The organism is Halobaculum sp. EA56, from assembly GCF_051195075.1.
In the GTDB taxonomy this organism is placed as follows: domain Archaea; phylum Halobacteriota; class Halobacteria; order Halobacteriales; family Haloferacaceae; genus Halobaculum.
The window spans coordinates 23,095-38,368 of sequence record NZ_JBNTJX010000015.1 but is presented as its reverse complement, the minus strand read 5'-3'; the positions used below and the strand labels follow the sequence as shown (position 1 = coordinate 38,368).

Here is a 15,274-nt window from a genome sequence, read left to right as displayed (position 1 = left end):
GATGACCGACTACCTCGCGCGGGCCGACGACGCGCTGGAGGGGGCCTACGAGCCGCCGCGATCGCTCGCGGAGTTCGTCGACCTCGCGTTCGAGCGCCCCGCGGTCGCCAGCCACGCCGCCAAGTACCTCCTGTCGGCCATCGAGTCGATGGGCACCCGGACGGTCGTCGAGGAGGGGACCGAGCGGGAGCGATACCGCTTCTTCGACGACCCCTACAACGACGGCGAGCACGCGGTGCTGGGGAACACGGGCGTGCTGAACGCGTTCGTCGACGACCTCCGCACCGTCGCCGCCGGCCGCGGGAAGGAGGAGAAGATCCACTGGTTCGACGGGCCGACCGCGACCGGCAAGTCGGAGCTGAAGCGGTGCCTCATCAACGGCCTGCGCGGCTACTCCAAGACCGAGGAGGGACGGCGCTACACCGTCGAGTGGAACATCGCCGCCGCCGGCGAGGACCGGGGCCTGAGCTACGCGGCCGACGACGACGCCGAGGACGACTGGTACGAGTCGCCGGTGCAGGCGAACCCCCTGTCGGTGTTCCCCTCGGAGGTGCGCGCCGACCTCGTCGACGCGCTCAACGCCGAGCACGACGACCACATCCCGATCCGCGCCGACGCCGACCTCGACCCGTTCAGCCGGGAGGCGTTCGAGCACCTCGAGGAGCGGTACCGCAGGGAGGGCCGCCGGGACCTGTTCTCGGCGGCGACCGACCGCCGGCACCTCCGGGTGAAGAACTACGTCGTGGACGTGGGCAAGGGCATCGGCGTCCTCCACGCCGAGGACGACGGCTCCCCGAAGGAGCGGCTCGTCGGCTCGTGGATGCCGGGGATGCTCCGCGAGCTGAACTCGCGGGGCCGCAAGGACCCGCGGGCGTTCAGCTACGACGGCGTGCTCTCGCAGGGCAACGGCCTGCTCACGGTCGTCGAGGACGCCAGCCAGCACGCCGACCTGCTCCGGAAGCTGTTGAACGTCCCCGACGAGAAGCGCGTGAAGCTCGACAAGGGGATCGGGATGGACCTCGACACCCAGCTGGTCGTCATCTCGAACCCCGACCTCGACGCCGAGCTGGAGCAGTTCGCCGACCGCAACGACCGCGACCCGCTGAAGGCGCTCAAGCGCCGGCTCGACCGCCACGAGTTCCGCTACCTCACGAGCGTGTCGCTGGAGACGGAGCTGATCCACCGCGAGCTGACCGACGAGACGGCCGTCTGGGCGACCGCCGTCGACGCAGCGGACCCGGAGGCCGCCCACGAGGAGATCCGCGAGCGGATGGCGGAGCCGCTGACGGTGCGGCTGCGCGACGACCGCGGTCGCGTCCGCGAGCGCGAACTGGCCCCCCACGCGCTGGAGGCGGCGGCGATGTACGCGGTCGTCACCCGGTTGGACGCCGAGAACCTCCCGAACTCCGTCGGGCTGATCGACAAGGCGCTGTTGTTCGACCGGGGCGCGCTCCGCGACGGCGACGAGCGGATCGAGGCCGACGAGTTCGACTTCGAGGGCGAGGACGGCGCCCACGGCATCCCGGTGACGTACACCCGCGACACGATCGCCGACCTGCTCCACGGGGAGACCGACCGGGCGCACCCGGAGCTCCCCGTCGAGGACGTGCTCACGCCCGAGGACGTGCTCCACGCGATGGCCGAGGGGCTGTCGACGGCGCCGGTGTTCTCGCGGGCTGAGATCGCCGAGTACGAGAACCGCCTCGCGGCCGTGAAGACCCACGTCTTCGAGCTCCAGGAGGCCGACGTGCTGGACGCGGTGCTGGCGGACAAGGGGGTCGCCGAGGAGACGGTCGCCGAGTACGTCGAGCACGTGTTCGCGTGGGACGCCGACGAGCAGGTGGAGACCGACCGCGGCGCGGTCGACCCGGACCCGCTGCTGATGAAGGTGTTCGAGACCGAGCACCTCGGCCGGTTCGACGAGGACGACTACCACGGCAACGACCCCGGCGGGGAGGTCGAGACGTTCCGCAGGGACACCGTGATCACGGCGCTGAACCGCTACGCCTGGGAGCACCGCGACGACGAGTTCGCCGTCGAGGACGTCGACCTCTCCACCGTCCCGGTGATCCGCGCGGTGCTGGAGGCGCACTCCTGGGAGGACGTCCGCCGCATCTACGAGGACCTGGAGCCGGCCCAGTGGGACGACCCGCCGGCGAACACGGAGACGGCCCGCGTGAAGGAGGCCACCATCGAGCACATGACCGCCGAACAGGGGTACAGCGAGGCGTCGGCCGAGCTGACCAGCAGACACGTGATGCGCGAGGTGAAGGGACGATGGGACTGAGGGAGGACCTCGAACGGTTCCGCGAGATCGGCGAGCAGCGCCGGCCGGACCTCTCGGAGTTCATCCGGGAGGGGGACCTCTCGGGCTCCTCGCGCGACACCGTCCGGATCCCGGTGAAGCTGGTCGACCTCCCGTCGTTCGAGTACGACCGCCGCGACGTGGGCGGCGTCGGGCAGGGGCAGGACGGCACGCCCCAGCCCGGCCAGCCCGTCGACGTGCCCGGCGACCCCGGGGACGCCGACGGCGACGAGGACGGCGAGCCCGGCGAGGAGGGCGGCGAGCACGGCTACTACGAGATGGACCCCGAGGAGTTCGCCCGCGAGCTCGACGAGGAACTCGGGCTCGACCTGGAGCCGAAGGGCAAACGCGTCGTCGAGGAGGTGGAGGGCGACTTCACCGAGCTGACGCGCGCGGGGCCCAACTCCACGCTCGACTTCGAGCAGCTGTTCAAGCGCGGCCTCAAGCGCAAGCTCGCCACCGACTTCGACGAGGAGTACGTCCGGGAGGCGTGCCGGGTCGCCGGCGCGGACGCCCGCGACGTGTTCGAGTTCTGCCGCGGGGAGAACGTGCTCGTGTCGCTGGCGTGGATCCGGGAGGCGATGAACGACCTCGCCGAGGAGGGCGTCTCGCTCGACGAGTACGACTCCTTCGAGGCGTTCGACGAGGCGAACGAGCGCGACCCGATCGCCGCGCGCATCCGCAGGGACGGGCTCAAGCAGGTCCCGTTCCGCCGCGAGGACGAGCGCTACCGCCACCCCGAGGTGGTCGAGAAGCGCCAGAAGAACGTCGTCGTCGTGAACATCCGCGACGTGTCGGGGTCGATGCGCAAGACGAAGCGGGAGCTGGTCGAGCGCACCTTCACCCCGCTGGACTGGTATCTGACGGGCAAGTACGACGAGGCGGAGTTCCGCTACGTCGCCCACGACGCCGAGGCGTGGGAGGTCGAGCGCGGGGAGTTCTTCGGCATCCGCTCGGGCGGGGGCACCCGCATCTCCAGCGCCTACGAGCTGGCCGCCGAGATCCTCGAGGAGTACCCGTGGAGCGAGTGGAACCGCTACGTGTTCGCCGCCGGCGACTCCGAGAACTCCAGCAACGACACGATCGAGAACGTGGTGCCGCTGATGCGCGAGATCGACGCGAACCTCCACGCGTACGTGGAGACCCAGCCCGGCGGCAACACGATCAACGCCACCCACGCCGAGGAGGTGGAGCGGGAGCTGGCCGACCGCGACAACGTCGTCGTCGCGCGCGTCGGCGGCCCCGAGGACGTGACCGACGCGATCGAACGCATCCTCTCGACGGAGGGGGACGACTGACATGATCCACGACGACAGAGTCGCGACCCGACGCGTCGCCGCGGGGCTGGAGGAGCCGGCAGAGAAGGCCAGGGAGCTGGCCGAGAAGCTCGGCCTCCGGCCGTACCCGGTGAACTACTGGGTCGTGACACACGACGAGATGAACCAGCTCATCGCCTACGACGGGTTCCAGCGGCGGTACCCGCACTGGCGGTGGGGCATGAAGTACGACCGCCAGCGCAAGCAGGACACCTTCGGCATGGGGAAGGCCTTCGAGATCGTCAACAACGACAACCCCTGCCACGCGTTCCTGCAGGAGTCGAACACGACGGCCGACCAGAAGGCCGTGATCACCCACGTCGAGGCGCACGCGGACTTCTTCCGCAACAACCAGTGGTTCGGCCGCTTCGCCGGCGAGCGGGAGGACCCCGACGCCGCGGCGATGCTGGAGCGCCACGCCGAGACGATCGCCGGCTACGTCGACGACCCCGAGGTCGACCGCGAGGACGTCGAGCGGCTGATCGACGCCGTGCTGTGCGTCGAGGACACCATCGACCAGCACCGGGCGCTGGCGGCCGAGCGCGGCGGCGAGGTGGCGGAGGAGCTGGCCGACATCGACGAGCGCCTCGACCGGCTCGGCCTCTCCTCGGAGGTCCGCGCGCAGGTGTTCGACCAGGAGTGGCTGGACGCCCAGCGCGAGAGCGACCGGCTGCCGGACCCCCGCCCCGACGTGCTGGCGTACCTCCGCGAGCACGGGAAGCGCTTCGACGAGGAGGAGGGGAAGGCCGTCGAGCGCGAGCCGTGGATGGACGACGTGATCGAGATCCTCCGGCGCGAGGCGTACTACTTCGCCCCGCAGAAGATGACGAAGATCATGAACGAGGGGTGGGCGAGCTACTGGGAGTCGCTGATGATGGGCGACGAGCGCTTCGCCGGCGACGACGAGTTCCTCACGTACGCCGACCACATGTCCCGGGTGCTCGGCTCGCCCGGGCTCAACCCCTACAAGCTCGGCTTCGAGATCTGGCGGTACGTCGAGAACAGCGCCAACCGCCGCGAGGTGGTCGACAAGCTGCTCCGCGTCGAGGGGGTGACCTGGCGCAACTTCCACGACGTGCTGGACTTCGGGGAGGTGGCCGACCTGCTGGAGCCGGATCCGGAGATCGCCGGCGTCACCGCCGACACGCTCGACGACCTCGACCCGGACGACCCGCGCGTCGACGCCGACGCGCTCGCGCGGGCCAGGGACGGCGACCTCGACGCCGACGCGTACCCGTGGGCCGTGCTGACCTACGAGGGGCTGTGCGAGCGGCACTTCTCGCTGGCCAAGCCCGCGAACCGGGGGTTCCTGGAGCGGGTGGGCCGCTCGGAGCTGGAGCGGCGCGCCCGATACATGTTCGACGACGAACAGTACGCCGACGTGGAGGCGGCGCTCTCGGACGTGGACTACGCCGCCGGCTGGGAGCGCATGCGCGAGGTGCGCGAGAGCCACAACGACGTGACGTTCGTCGACGAGTTCCTCACCGAGGAGTTCGTCGTGGAGGGGAACTACTTCACCTACGAGTACTCCCACGCCGCCGACGGCTACCGCGTCGCCTCGACGGACCCGGAGGACGTCAAGCGCAAGCTCCTGCTTCGGTTCACCAACTTCGGCAAGCCGACGATCGCGGTGTACGACGGCAACTTCGACAACCGGGGGGAGCTCCTGCTGGGCCACCGCTACAACGGGGTCGCGCTCGACATCGAGCAGGCGAAACAGACGCTCGAACGGGTGTTCGAGCTGTGGGGCCGCCCCGTGAACCTCGCGACCATCGTCACCGAGTACGACGACCACGAGATGGAGGTCGCCCGCCGGCGCGGCCGCGAGCCTTCCGGCGAGGAGGTGCCGATCCGCCTCCGCTACGACGGCGAGGCGGTCGAGCGCCACCCGCTCGAACCCGACATCGCCGAGCGGATCGCCGCCGCCGACGTGGACTACGACACCAAGCCCGACGAGTGGCTGGCCTGAGCCGACCGGGCGGGGCCGCCCGAGGGGAGCTGTCACCCCCCGGGCCCGGCTGACGGGTTCAAGTCGCTCGCGCCCCTTGGGACCCCGATGACAGCCGACACGGCCGTCGTCTGGTTCAGACGCGACCTGCGGGTCCACGACAACGAGGCGCTCGCGGAGTCGGCCGACGCGGACGAGGTGCTGCCGGTGTACGCGTTCGACCCCCGCGAGTACGGCGAGCGCGAGTTCGGGGGGTCGAACTCCTTCCGCTACCAGAAGACCGGCCCCTATCGGGCGCGCTTCCGCCGGGAGTCGGTCGCGGACCTGCGCGAGCGGCTCCGCGAGCGCGGGTCCGATCTCGTCGTCCGTCACGACACGCCCGAGCGGGTCGTCCCGGCGGTCGCGGAGGCGGTCGGCGCCGACGTCGTCAGCTACCAGACGCTCCCGACGCCCGAGGAGGTGCGCGCGGAGAACGCCGTCCGCGAGCGGCTACGCGCCCTGGGGGCGACGCCCGAGCGCCACTGGACGCACACCCTCTACCACCCGAACGACCTCCCGACGGCGTACACCGACATCTCAGACACGTACACCGACTTCCGGAAGTCCGTCGAGAACGAGGCGACGGTGCGCGAGCCCCTCCCGGAGCCCGACCTGCCGCCGGCGCCCGTCGACGAGGTCGGCGCCGGGTCGGTCCCGTCGCAGGCCGACCTCGGGGTCGAGCCGGCCGAGTACGACGACCGTGCCGCGCTCGCGTTCGAGGGCGGCGAGCCCGCCGGGCTGGCCCGCCTCGACCGCTACCTGTTCGAGGAGGACCGCCTGCGCGAGTACAAGGAGACGCGAAACGGGCTGGTCGGGCAGGGGTACTCCTCGAAGCTGTCGCCGTGGCTCAACGAGGGCTGTCTCTCCCCGCGGCGGGTGCGCCGCGCGGTGAAGCGCTACGAGCGCGAGCGGGTCGCCAACGACTCGACGTACTGGCTGCTGTTCGAGCTGGTCTGGCGGGACTTCTTCCAGTTCCAGTTCGCCAAGCACGGGAGCGCGTTCTTCACCCGCGGAGGGATCCGCGGGCGCGACGACCTCGACTGGCGCGAGGACGAGGCGGCCTTCGAGCGGTGGGCGGCCGGCGACACCGGGGTCCCCTTCGTCGACGCGGCGATGCGGGAGCTGAACGCGACGGGGTACCAGAGCAACCGCGCCCGGCAGAACGCCGCGTCGTTCCTCGCGAACGACCTCCGGATCGACTGGCGCCGGGGGGCGGCGTACTTCGAGACGCGGCTGGTCGACTACGACCCCGCGTCCAACTACGGCAACTGGGCGTACGTCGCCGGGGTCGGCAACGACAGCCGGGACCGCTCCTTCGACGTCGTCTCGCAGGCGAGGCGGTACGACGCCGACGGGGAGTACGTGACGCGCTGGATTCCGGAACTGTCGGACGTGCCGCCGGACGCGGTCCACGAGCCGTGGACGCTGTCTGGCCGGGAGCAGGCCGAGTACGGCGTCCGGCTGGGCGTCGACTACCCCGAGCCGATGGTCGACCCGCGTGCGCTGTGAGCCCCGCTCACTCCGTCCCGAGCGCGTCGGGGTCGACCGCCTCGGCGTCCTCGCGGTAGGCCCGGTACACCCCCCGCGCCCACTCGGCGGCGTCGGGGTCGTCGGTCGTGAGGACGCCCACGATGGCGCCGGCGTCGTGGACCGTCACCCCGACCGTCTCGTCGCCGTCGTCGCGCTCGGCGATCCACAGCGCGTACGGGAGCGCCCCCTCGGTCGCGAGCAGGTCCACCTCCTCGGCCGCGAGGACGGCCGCGAGGTCCTCCCGGCCGCGGGCGACGGCCGCCGCCGACTCCAGCGTCCCCCGGCCGACGATCAGCTCCACCGAGAGCCCGCGCTCGCGGACCTCCCGGTACACCACCGACGCGTAGTTCGACTTCACGACCGGGGCGAACCCCCGCAGGCGGTCCGCCCCGGACAGCGCGCCGATGGCCGGGTCGAGGGCGGCCTCCGGCGTCTGCGGGTCCGCGAGCGCGACGTCGGCGCCGGCGAACAGCGAGCGGTCGAGCGGTGCCTCCTCGGGCATCGCGGACAGCAACGGCTCGGCCTCCCCGAGGGCGTCCGTGAGCGACTCGTACTCCCGGCGGGCCGACAGCGCCAGCTCGCCGGCGACCGTCGCGCGGACCGTGCCGCCGTCGTCCTCGACCAGTCCGGCCCCGGTCAGGTCGTCGACGGCGCGGTCGACAGTGGAACGCGACACCCCGACCGCGTCGACCAGTGCCGGCTTGCGCGCCGCGCCGGCGACGACCTCGGCGAGGACGGCGTCGCGCTTGCGCGTCGCCTCCCTGACGGCCGCGCCGGCGTCGTCACCGTTCATAGCGGACGTGTGGGTCGAGGCTGTAAATCCCTTGTCAACGACGAAGTCCGGGCCGGAGCGGCCGGACGCGACGCCGCGTGCCCGGGCCCGTCACACGGCCGACGGGAACCCGAGCACGCGGACCCAGACGGCGAGGGCGGTCGCGGCGTTGAGCGCGGTCGCGACGCGGCCCACGTCGAACCGATCGGCAACGACGTCGGTCCGCGCCTTCGGCGGCCGCCCGCGGGTCCGCCCGTACAGCCGGAGGTACCACGCCGCCGCGAGCAGCGACGCGACCGCGACGACGACGTAGCCGAGCGCGAGGGCGAGCCCCGCGGCGGCCCCGGAGCAGCCGGCCGCGAGCGCGAGCGTCCGCGGCACGCCGGCGCGCGTCGCGAACGTCTCCACGCCCGCGCCGCGGTCGTAGTGGGCGTCGGCCGCCTGGTGGACGAGGTGGTAGCCGAAGGTGTACGCGAACACGACGCCGCCGGCGACGACGGCGGCGACCGTGAGGGCGTCGGCGACCAGCAGCGCCGTCGCGAGCACGACCGCGCACACGTCCACCCCGGTCGTGACGACGTGGTTGAGCAGGCCCCGCTCCTTCAGCCGCGGCGGGTACGAGTACGCGAACCCCAGCAGCGCGGTCGCGGAGACGGCCGCGAGCGGCCACGCCGCGCCGACCGCGAGGGCGACCCGGCCGGCGACGGCGACCCCGGCGACGAGTTCGAGGACGAACAGGCTCCAGCAGGGCTCGACGCCGAGGCGGCCGACCGCGGCGGCGACCCGCTCGGTCGACGGGTTCTCGGCGTCGACGGGCCGGTCGTGGACCGCGTCGGCGACGGACGCGGAGCCCTTCGCGAGGAACGTCGCCAACGCGTAGCCGGCGACGGGGGCGGCGGCGTCGCGGAGGGCCGCCCCGGGGTCCGCGCTCCCGAGCAGCCCGAGCCCGGCGCCGAGCGCGACGTACGCGAGGTTGTAGCCGACGGTCGCCCGGAGCCGGGTGACCGTCGCCGCGGCGGCGAGGCGGGAGAGGAGTCGGCGCCCCCCGGCGCCGCCGGTCCCCACGTCAGCGCGCATGGAGGCCCCTCCGACGCCCGCCGGAAGTGCGTTTCCACTTCCCGCGGCGCGGGAACTCGCTCGCCCCCCGGGAGCCGCGTCGGCGGCCGACCCCGGCCCGCACGGACTGAGGGTAAGTGGGTCCCGACGGAAGGGTGAATCGGAGGCACACCATGACCGAACGCACGCACACGACGAGACGGACGGCGTTGCGGGGTATCGCGGGCGCGTTCGTTGCAGGGGGGGTCCTCGGCTCGGCCGGCGCCGCCGCGGCCGAGTCCGGCTGGACCGTCGCGGAGACGCCGACCGACAGGGACCTGTACGACGTGGCCGAGACGGACGCCGGCGCGTACGCCGTCGGCGGCGGCGGTGACGTCCTCCGCCGCGACGCCGGGGGGTGGACGCGCGTGATCGACGGCGGGCCGACCGGCAACGGCAACTCGCTGTACGGCGCGGACGTCTCCGACGACGGCGAGCGGCTCTGGTTCGTCGGCGCGTCCGGGGCGATCGGCGAGTACGACGTGACGACGGGGAGTCTCACGGACTACTCGGCCCCGAACGACGTGACGAACAACTTCAACGGCGTGGCCGTCGCCGGCCCGGCCGACGAGGAGAACGTCTACGTCGCCGGCGACTCGGGGAAGATCTACTACAGCTTCGACGGCGGCGAGACGTTCGACCAGGTGACGCCCGGGTCCGGGTCGGCGATCGACGCGATCGACTTCCACGGCGACCGCGCGGGCCACGCCGTCGACGGCAACCAGACGGTGTTCTCGACCGACGACGGGGGGACGTACGACCGCCTCGGGATCGAGAACGCGAACGTCAACTTCTACGCCGTCGACAGCGACGCCCCCGACGAGGTGTACGTCGCCGGCGGCGGGGGGACCGTCTACGAGTGGAACGGGACGGCGTGGGACCCCACCGACCTCGGCGACGCCGGCCTCCGCGACGTGGAGGTCGAGGACGGCGCCGGCCTGACGGTCGGCGGCGGCGGGACGGTGTTCGAACTCGCCGGCGGCGACTGGACCCGGCTGGACACGCCCACCGGGGCGAACCTGAAGGCGGTCGTCCGCGGCGACCCCGACGTCGCCGTCGGGGCCAGCGGCACGGTCATCGAGCGGTAAGCGGTCGCCGCCGGCGGGCGGTCCCCCGCACGGCCGACGCGACCGTCCTCTTTCGACGCGAACCCGGGGTTCGCCGGACGCGGTGTCGCTCGTCGGAACATGCTCGGTCAGGGATTTGAACCACGGCCGAACGTGCTCGCTCCGCTGTGCGCGTTCGGTCTACTTCAGATCCCGACGCTGCGCGTGGTTCTCTCCACTCCGTTCCAAGAACCATGCTCGGTCAGGGATTTGAACCCTGGTCGTCGGCTCGAAAGGCCAACATGATTGGCCGGACTACACCAACCGAGCGCGTCCGTTCCTACCCGGCGGGACGTGTTAATCCCATCGGATCCGAGTGCGGGCAGCGCCCCGCGGGCGGGCCACGACCCGCCCGCGGTCGGCCGGTCAGGTCCAGTCGTCCAGCCCGGTCTGGGTGAGCGCCTCCGCGATCCGGTCGAAGCCGCGCTCCACCTCGTCGGGGTCGACCTCCCACTCGTCGACGACGTACGCCCGGGCGGCGTCCACGTCGGGCGTGACCGCGGCGTCGAACTCGTAGTCGTCGGTCACCGGCGGCTCGAAGAAGAACTGCCGGACCCGCTCGGCGTTCGGGATCTCCGCGTCGCGTGCGGAGAGCACGCCGAACAGGTCGCCGTGCTCCTTCACCGCCTTCAGGGCCGTCTTCGGGCCGATCCCCCGGACGCCCTCGTTGAAGTCCGTCCCGCACAGCATCGCCACGTCCACCAACTGTTCGTAGGTGATGTCGTGGTCGGCGAGCGTCTTCTCCAGGTCCATCAGCTCCGGGTCGCCCTTCGAGGTGAGCTGTCGCAGCGTCAGCGGCCCGCCGAACAGCATCGTGTCGTAGTCCTCGCTGCCGGCGTAGTCGACGTCGCCGACGCGGTTCATGTACGCGCACTGCGCCTCGCCCTCGGCGGGCGCCTCCACGACGGGCACGTCCAGCAGGTCCAGCAGCTCCCGCGAGGTCTCGTGGATGGTGTCGGTGAGCCGCTGGGTGCGCGCGTCGAGGCGGGCGGCCTCGACGTCGTCGCCGCGCTCCTCGGCCTCCCGCTTGCGCTCCTCGGCCTTCTCGCGCGCCTCGCGGCGCTTCGCCACCTCGTCGTCCTTGAGGTCGGTCACGCCGCCGTCGAAGACGAATACGGGGGTGAGGTCGTTGTCGAAGAACTTCGGGAGCCCCTGCACGATGCCGATGAGGTTCGCGACCTCCTCGCCGTCCGCGGTGGTGTACCGGTGGTCGCTGGTAAACTTCACCGTCGTCGTGAGGTAGCGGTACAGCCAGTTGTGCGCGTCCACCGCGACCACCCCGGAGACGTCCCCGAAGGCGACCTCCTCGATGTGTGCGATGTCACGGAGATCCGCGTTTCCCATTACCGGACCGTGGGGTCGGCGGGGTTTGAAGCTCCCGAGTCCCGGACGGGGCGGCCCACGGGTTCGTCACGTCGGGACCGGCGTCAGTTCCCCCGCTGCTCCTTCCACTCGGACCTGAGGAGGCCGTACCTGACGAGGTCGCGGTGCTCGCCGTCGACGAACCGGTGCTTCCGGGAGCGACCTTCCTCGCGGAAGCCGAGCGACTCCAGAAGCCCCCGGGAGGCCTCGTTGTAGGCGTAAACCCCGGCGGCGACGGCCGGCGCGTCGTGGACGCGGAACACGTAGTCGACGACCAGGCCGACGGCCTCGGTGCCGTACCCCTCGCCGTGGACGGCGGGGACGAGCCAGTAGCCGAGTTCCGGGCGCTTCCAGTCGGCATCCGCGACGTCGACCGAGCCGATCGGGCGCGTCTCCCCGGCGGAGGGGTCGCGGTCGGTCGCGACGGCGTCAGGGTCCGATCCCGCCTCGTCGCCGTCGAGACACACCAGAAAGCGGGTGCCGTCGTGCTCCTCGAAGTGCTCCTCGATCTCCTCGCGGTTCCGGACTGCGTTGCCGAGCGGGTACCGGACCGCGGGCTCGGTGAACGCGCGCTGCAGGAAGGGGACGTCCTCGCGCTCGACCGTCCGGAGGGTGACGCGCTCGCCCTCGACGATGCGTGTGCCGGGCATACCGGGTCGACCCGGGCCGGGGGCAAGTGCCTTCGGGGGTCCGTGGGTGCGGTCGGGGGATCCCGACCCTCACTCGCCGCCGCCGTCGACGACGTCGGGCGGCCCCCGCTCGCGCTTGCGCTCGGCGAACGCGCGCTCGCCGTCGCCCACGTCGTCGCGCGCCGCGATGGTCGCCAGCCCCTCGCGGTAGGCCGCCGGGTCGAGGGCGGCCGGCTCCTCCGCGGGCCGCTCCAGGACGAGTTCCGCGATGCCCGTCTCGCGGCCCGTCCACGCGAAGCCGACCTTGTAGAGCGCCTCGTAGCTGTAGGCGTTGTTGACGGCGATGCGGACGCGCTCGTAGCCACGCTCGGCCGCGCGCCCGACGACGAACCGGCACAGCCGCGGGCCGACGCCGTCCCCGCGTCGCCCGCGGCGGACGCTCACGTAGCGGAGCCACAGCGCGTCGGGGTCGGTCCGGTCCGCGCTGAAGGCGACGACCGCAGCCGGGTCGACGTACTCGCGCTTCGGCTCCGCCGGCACCGCGAACTCCGCGGGGTCGTCGCCGGCGCCGTCGGCGTCGAGCGCGACGGCCTTCCCGGTGGTCGACATCGCGAACTTGCCGGCGTAGGCGTACGCGCGGTGGTCGAGCCTGAGGACCACGTCGTCCCCGGGCCAGCCGAGCAGGCGGAACTCCACGGGACACGTTGGCGCCGACGGGGCTTCAGTTCGGCGGCGGGAGGGTCACGGCGCCACGGCTAACTCCCCGCGCCCCGACCTCCCGGTATGTTCGGGCACGGCGACGTGGGCTTCTTCGACCGGATCGCCCCGCTGTACGACGTCTTCATGCCGCCGACGCTCCCCGAGGATCTCCGCGCGGGGCTGGCGTTCGCCCACCGCCCGGTCGAGCGCGTGGTCGACCTCGGGGGCGGGACGGGGCGGGCGAGCCGCACGCTCCGGCAGCTCGACGTCGAGGCGGCCGTGTTCGACTACTCCGGGGGGATGCTGCGTCGCGCCCGCGAGGAGGGCGTCCCCGCCGTCCGCGCCGACGCCGCCCGTCTCCCGGTTCGGGACGCGAGCCTCGACGCGGTCGTCGTGACGGACGCGCTCCATCACTTCCCGGACCCGGAGGCGGCGCTCCGGGAGGTCGCCCGCGCGCTCGCGCCCGGCGGCGTCGTCGTGATCCGGGAGTTCGACCCCGGGACTCGTCGCGGACGCGCGCTCGCGGCGCTGGAGTCGCTGGCGGGGATGGATTCGCGGTTCCTCCGCCCCCGGGAGCTGACCGGGAGGCTCGAGGACGCGGGCCTGCGCGGCCACGTCGTCGACCCGGGGTTCGGCTACACCGTCGTCGGGGTGCGGCCGAGCGACGGGCCGGTCGACGGCGCGTCGGGGGAGGGGGACGTCCCCGCGACCGACGAGGAACGCGGGCGTTAAGCCGGCCCGGCGTAACTCCCGGACATGGCAACGGACTCGGGCACGGACTCGTTCCTCGCGAACCGGGTCGACGCGGCCGCGCTCCCGCTCGCGGTCGGCGACCTGCTCGTCATCGTCGCGTTCATCTACGCCGGCTCGCTCCGGCACGGTACCGTCCCCTTCCCGCCGGCGGGGGTCGGCGACGTGCTGGCGCTGCTCGCGGTGGCCGCGCCGTTCCTCGTCGGCTGGGCCGTCGCCGCGCCGCTGGTGGGCGCCTACTCCGCCGGCGCCGCCGAGTCGGCGAAGGCGTCGGTGCCGCTCGCGGTCCGCTCGTGGGTCCCCGCGGCCGTCGTCGGCCTCGCGCTGCGCGCGACGCCGTTCGTCGACGGCGGCGTCGCGGTCACGTTCGCGGTCGTGATGCTCCTCGTCGGGTCCGTGTCGTTGGGGCTCTGGCGGTACGTGGCCGGGCAGTTCCTCTGAGGGCGGACGCGTCGGTCACGCGTCGCTCTCGCCGTTCCGTCGAGAAGTTCGGTGGGGCTGGGATTCGAACCCAGGAGGCTTGCGCCATCTGCTTTCAAGGCAGACGCAATAGGCCACTCTGCCACCCCACCACGCTCACACCTTCCGCGGTCCGCGTCTAAGTCCTAACGGTCGGTCGCCGCCCCGGCGTCGCCGCTCCCGTTCCCGCGCTCGCTCCCGGTCTCGCTCGCACACCCGCTTCAGCTCCCGTCGACGACGACCGCGCCGTCGCGCACGCGCAGGCCGTGTTCGTGGACGAACGTCGCCGTGTGTTCGGGGACGACCCGCTCGGCCTCGATCCGGCTCCACAGCACCGGCAGCAGGTCCCGCAGGTCGGCGGCCGTCTCGACGGCGACGTGCATCGGGAGGAACTCGACGCTGTGGGCGGCGTCGTTGGCCCGGTCGACGAGCGTCTCCAGTTCGGCGTCGCCGAGGGCGGCCTCGAAGTCGACGGGCGCGGTGAAGCCCGCGTAATACGTCCGCCCGCGGGTGCTCGGGCCGAGGACGGTCTGGTTCCCCCGGAGCTTCATCGCCGCCGAGTCGATCACCGGCCGGGTGAGCAGCGGGGCCGTCCCGCGGGTCACGGCGACCGAGTCGACGCCCTCCTCGCGGAGGAGGTGCGTGGCGGTGTTGCCGGCGCGCGCGGAGACCGAGGAGCCGACCTGCGGCTCGAATCGCGCGTCGGTCACGTCCTCCAGCGCCTCGCCGGCGAGCGCGCGCAGCTCCGCCTCGCTCGTGGTCCCGGTCACGTGCTCGTCGGGCAGGAGGTCGTCGGGCCGGTAGTTGACGAGCAGGTCGCCCCCCGAGCGCTCGACGGCGCGGAAGGTGTCCTTCAGCGTCGCGGCGTACAGGTCGGCCGCCGCGTCGGCGTCGAGCGGCGTCGACTCCGCGAGGGCGGGCAGGGCGAGTCCGGGCCGGGGCGGGTCCGCGAGGACGGCGACGACGGTCATACCCGCGACTCGGGCGGCACGGGCAAAGGGATTTATCAAACGCCCCGCCGCAGCCGGGACATGGAGTTCGTCGCCTCGCTGGTCCGACTCGGCTCGCTGCTGTCGGTGCTCACCGCCGCCGCCGCCGTCGCGTTCCTGCTCGCGACCGGGACCGCCGTGAGCGACGTCCCGACGGTCGGGCTGGTCGCGACGGGGGTCCTGCTCGCCGTCGCCGTCCTCTCGGCCGTCGCGTGGGGGCGCCGGACGGCGCCGGCACGCTGGGAGACGTCGTACTGGTGAGTAGAGGGTCGCGA

Annotated in this window: 14 protein-coding genes and 2 tRNA genes; 8 read left to right on the top strand and 8 right to left on the bottom strand. The window is 72.6% G+C overall.

All coding sequences use genetic code 11. The annotated features are described in order from the left end of the window. Position 1: 1 nt before the first annotated feature. The 4 genes from ACQUQ1_RS17985 (at position 2) to ACQUQ1_RS17970 (ending at position 7,117) form a co-directional block, all read left to right on the top strand. Positions 2-2,287, top strand: a complete 2,286-nt coding sequence (locus ACQUQ1_RS17985; RefSeq protein ID WP_435065681.1) for a PrkA family serine protein kinase — start codon at positions 2-4, stop codon at positions 2,285-2,287. After that, on the top strand, positions 2,278-3,603 hold the full coding sequence (locus ACQUQ1_RS17980) for a DUF444 family protein (RefSeq protein WP_435065680.1): 1,326 nt from the start codon (positions 2,278-2,280) through the stop codon (positions 3,601-3,603). The genes ACQUQ1_RS17985 and ACQUQ1_RS17980 overlap by 10 nt, the downstream gene beginning before the upstream one ends. Before the next feature lies 1 nt (position 3,604). Next, on the top strand, positions 3,605-5,590 hold the full coding sequence (locus tag ACQUQ1_RS17975; protein WP_435065679.1) for a SpoVR family protein: 1,986 nt from the start codon (positions 3,605-3,607) through the stop codon (positions 5,588-5,590). Between the two features lie 87 nt (positions 5,591-5,677). Continuing rightward, entirely contained in the window at positions 5,678-7,117 is a 1,440-nt protein-coding gene (locus ACQUQ1_RS17970; RefSeq protein ID WP_435065678.1) for a DASH family cryptochrome, read from the top strand. Positions 7,118-7,124: 7 nt separating this feature from the next. On the opposite strand, the gene ACQUQ1_RS17965 is transcribed toward ACQUQ1_RS17970, so the two are convergent. Both ACQUQ1_RS17965 and ACQUQ1_RS17960 read right to left on the bottom strand, forming a co-directional pair. Beyond that, entirely contained in the window at positions 7,125-7,931 is an 807-nt protein-coding gene (locus ACQUQ1_RS17965) for a helix-turn-helix transcriptional regulator (protein WP_435065677.1), read from the bottom strand. A 90-nt stretch (positions 7,932-8,021) separates the two neighbouring features. Next, on the bottom strand, positions 8,022-8,987 hold the full coding sequence (locus tag ACQUQ1_RS17960) for a UbiA family prenyltransferase (RefSeq protein WP_435065676.1): 966 nt from the start codon (positions 8,985-8,987) through the stop codon (positions 8,022-8,024). A 152-nt stretch (positions 8,988-9,139) separates the two neighbouring features. Between ACQUQ1_RS17960 and ACQUQ1_RS17955 the strand changes: the two genes are divergently transcribed. Beyond that, positions 9,140-10,093, top strand: coding sequence for a WD40/YVTN/BNR-like repeat-containing protein (locus ACQUQ1_RS17955; RefSeq protein ID WP_435065675.1), 954 nt, complete (start codon positions 9,140-9,142; stop codon positions 10,091-10,093). 213 nt (positions 10,094-10,306) lie between these two features. On the opposite strand, the gene ACQUQ1_RS17950 is transcribed toward ACQUQ1_RS17955, so the two are convergent. From ACQUQ1_RS17950 to ACQUQ1_RS17935, 4 genes are all read right to left on the bottom strand, one after another. After that, positions 10,307-10,381, bottom strand: a tRNA-Glu gene (locus ACQUQ1_RS17950). Positions 10,382-10,477: 96 nt separating this feature from the next. Continuing rightward, the gene (fen, locus tag ACQUQ1_RS17945; RefSeq protein WP_435065674.1) at positions 10,478-11,455 is read right to left on the bottom strand and encodes a flap endonuclease-1; all 978 of its coding nucleotides are present in this window, start codon (positions 11,453-11,455) and stop codon (positions 10,478-10,480) included. 83 nt (positions 11,456-11,538) lie between these two features. After that, the gene (locus ACQUQ1_RS17940) at positions 11,539-12,123 is read right to left on the bottom strand and encodes a GNAT family N-acetyltransferase (protein ID WP_435065673.1); all 585 of its coding nucleotides are present in this window, start codon (positions 12,121-12,123) and stop codon (positions 11,539-11,541) included. 69 nt (positions 12,124-12,192) lie between these two features. Further along, positions 12,193-12,798: a GNAT family N-acetyltransferase gene (locus ACQUQ1_RS17935; RefSeq protein ID WP_435065672.1), complete on the bottom strand. Its 606-nt coding sequence runs from the start codon at positions 12,796-12,798 to the stop codon at positions 12,193-12,195. An 87-nt stretch (positions 12,799-12,885) separates the two neighbouring features. Here ACQUQ1_RS17935 and ACQUQ1_RS17930 point away from each other — a divergent pair, with 87 nt between their 5' ends. After that, a complete protein-coding gene (locus ACQUQ1_RS17930; protein ID WP_435065671.1) occupies positions 12,886-13,533 on the top strand; it encodes a class I SAM-dependent methyltransferase in 648 nt (215 codons plus the stop codon). Positions 13,534-13,557: 24 nt separating this feature from the next. Beyond that, positions 13,558-13,992 (top strand): DUF3054 domain-containing protein, encoded by a 435-nt coding sequence (locus ACQUQ1_RS17925; protein ID WP_435065670.1) that lies wholly within the window; start codon positions 13,558-13,560, stop codon positions 13,990-13,992. 49 nt (positions 13,993-14,041) lie between these two features. Here the strand turns inward: ACQUQ1_RS17925 and ACQUQ1_RS17920 are convergent. Together ACQUQ1_RS17920 and ACQUQ1_RS17915 are read right to left on the bottom strand one after the other, a co-directional pair. Next, positions 14,042-14,123 (bottom strand) — tRNA-Ser (locus tag ACQUQ1_RS17920). Between the two features lie 108 nt (positions 14,124-14,231). After that, complete coding sequence (locus ACQUQ1_RS17915) at positions 14,232-14,981, bottom strand: hypothetical protein (RefSeq protein WP_435065669.1); 750 nt, start codon at positions 14,979-14,981, stop codon at positions 14,232-14,234. 60 nt (positions 14,982-15,041) lie between these two features. On the opposite strand from ACQUQ1_RS17915, the gene ACQUQ1_RS17910 reads away from it, so the two are divergent. Continuing rightward, positions 15,042-15,260, top strand: coding sequence for a hypothetical protein (locus ACQUQ1_RS17910; RefSeq protein ID WP_435065668.1), 219 nt, complete (start codon positions 15,042-15,044; stop codon positions 15,258-15,260). Positions 15,261-15,274 lie beyond the last annotated feature (14 nt).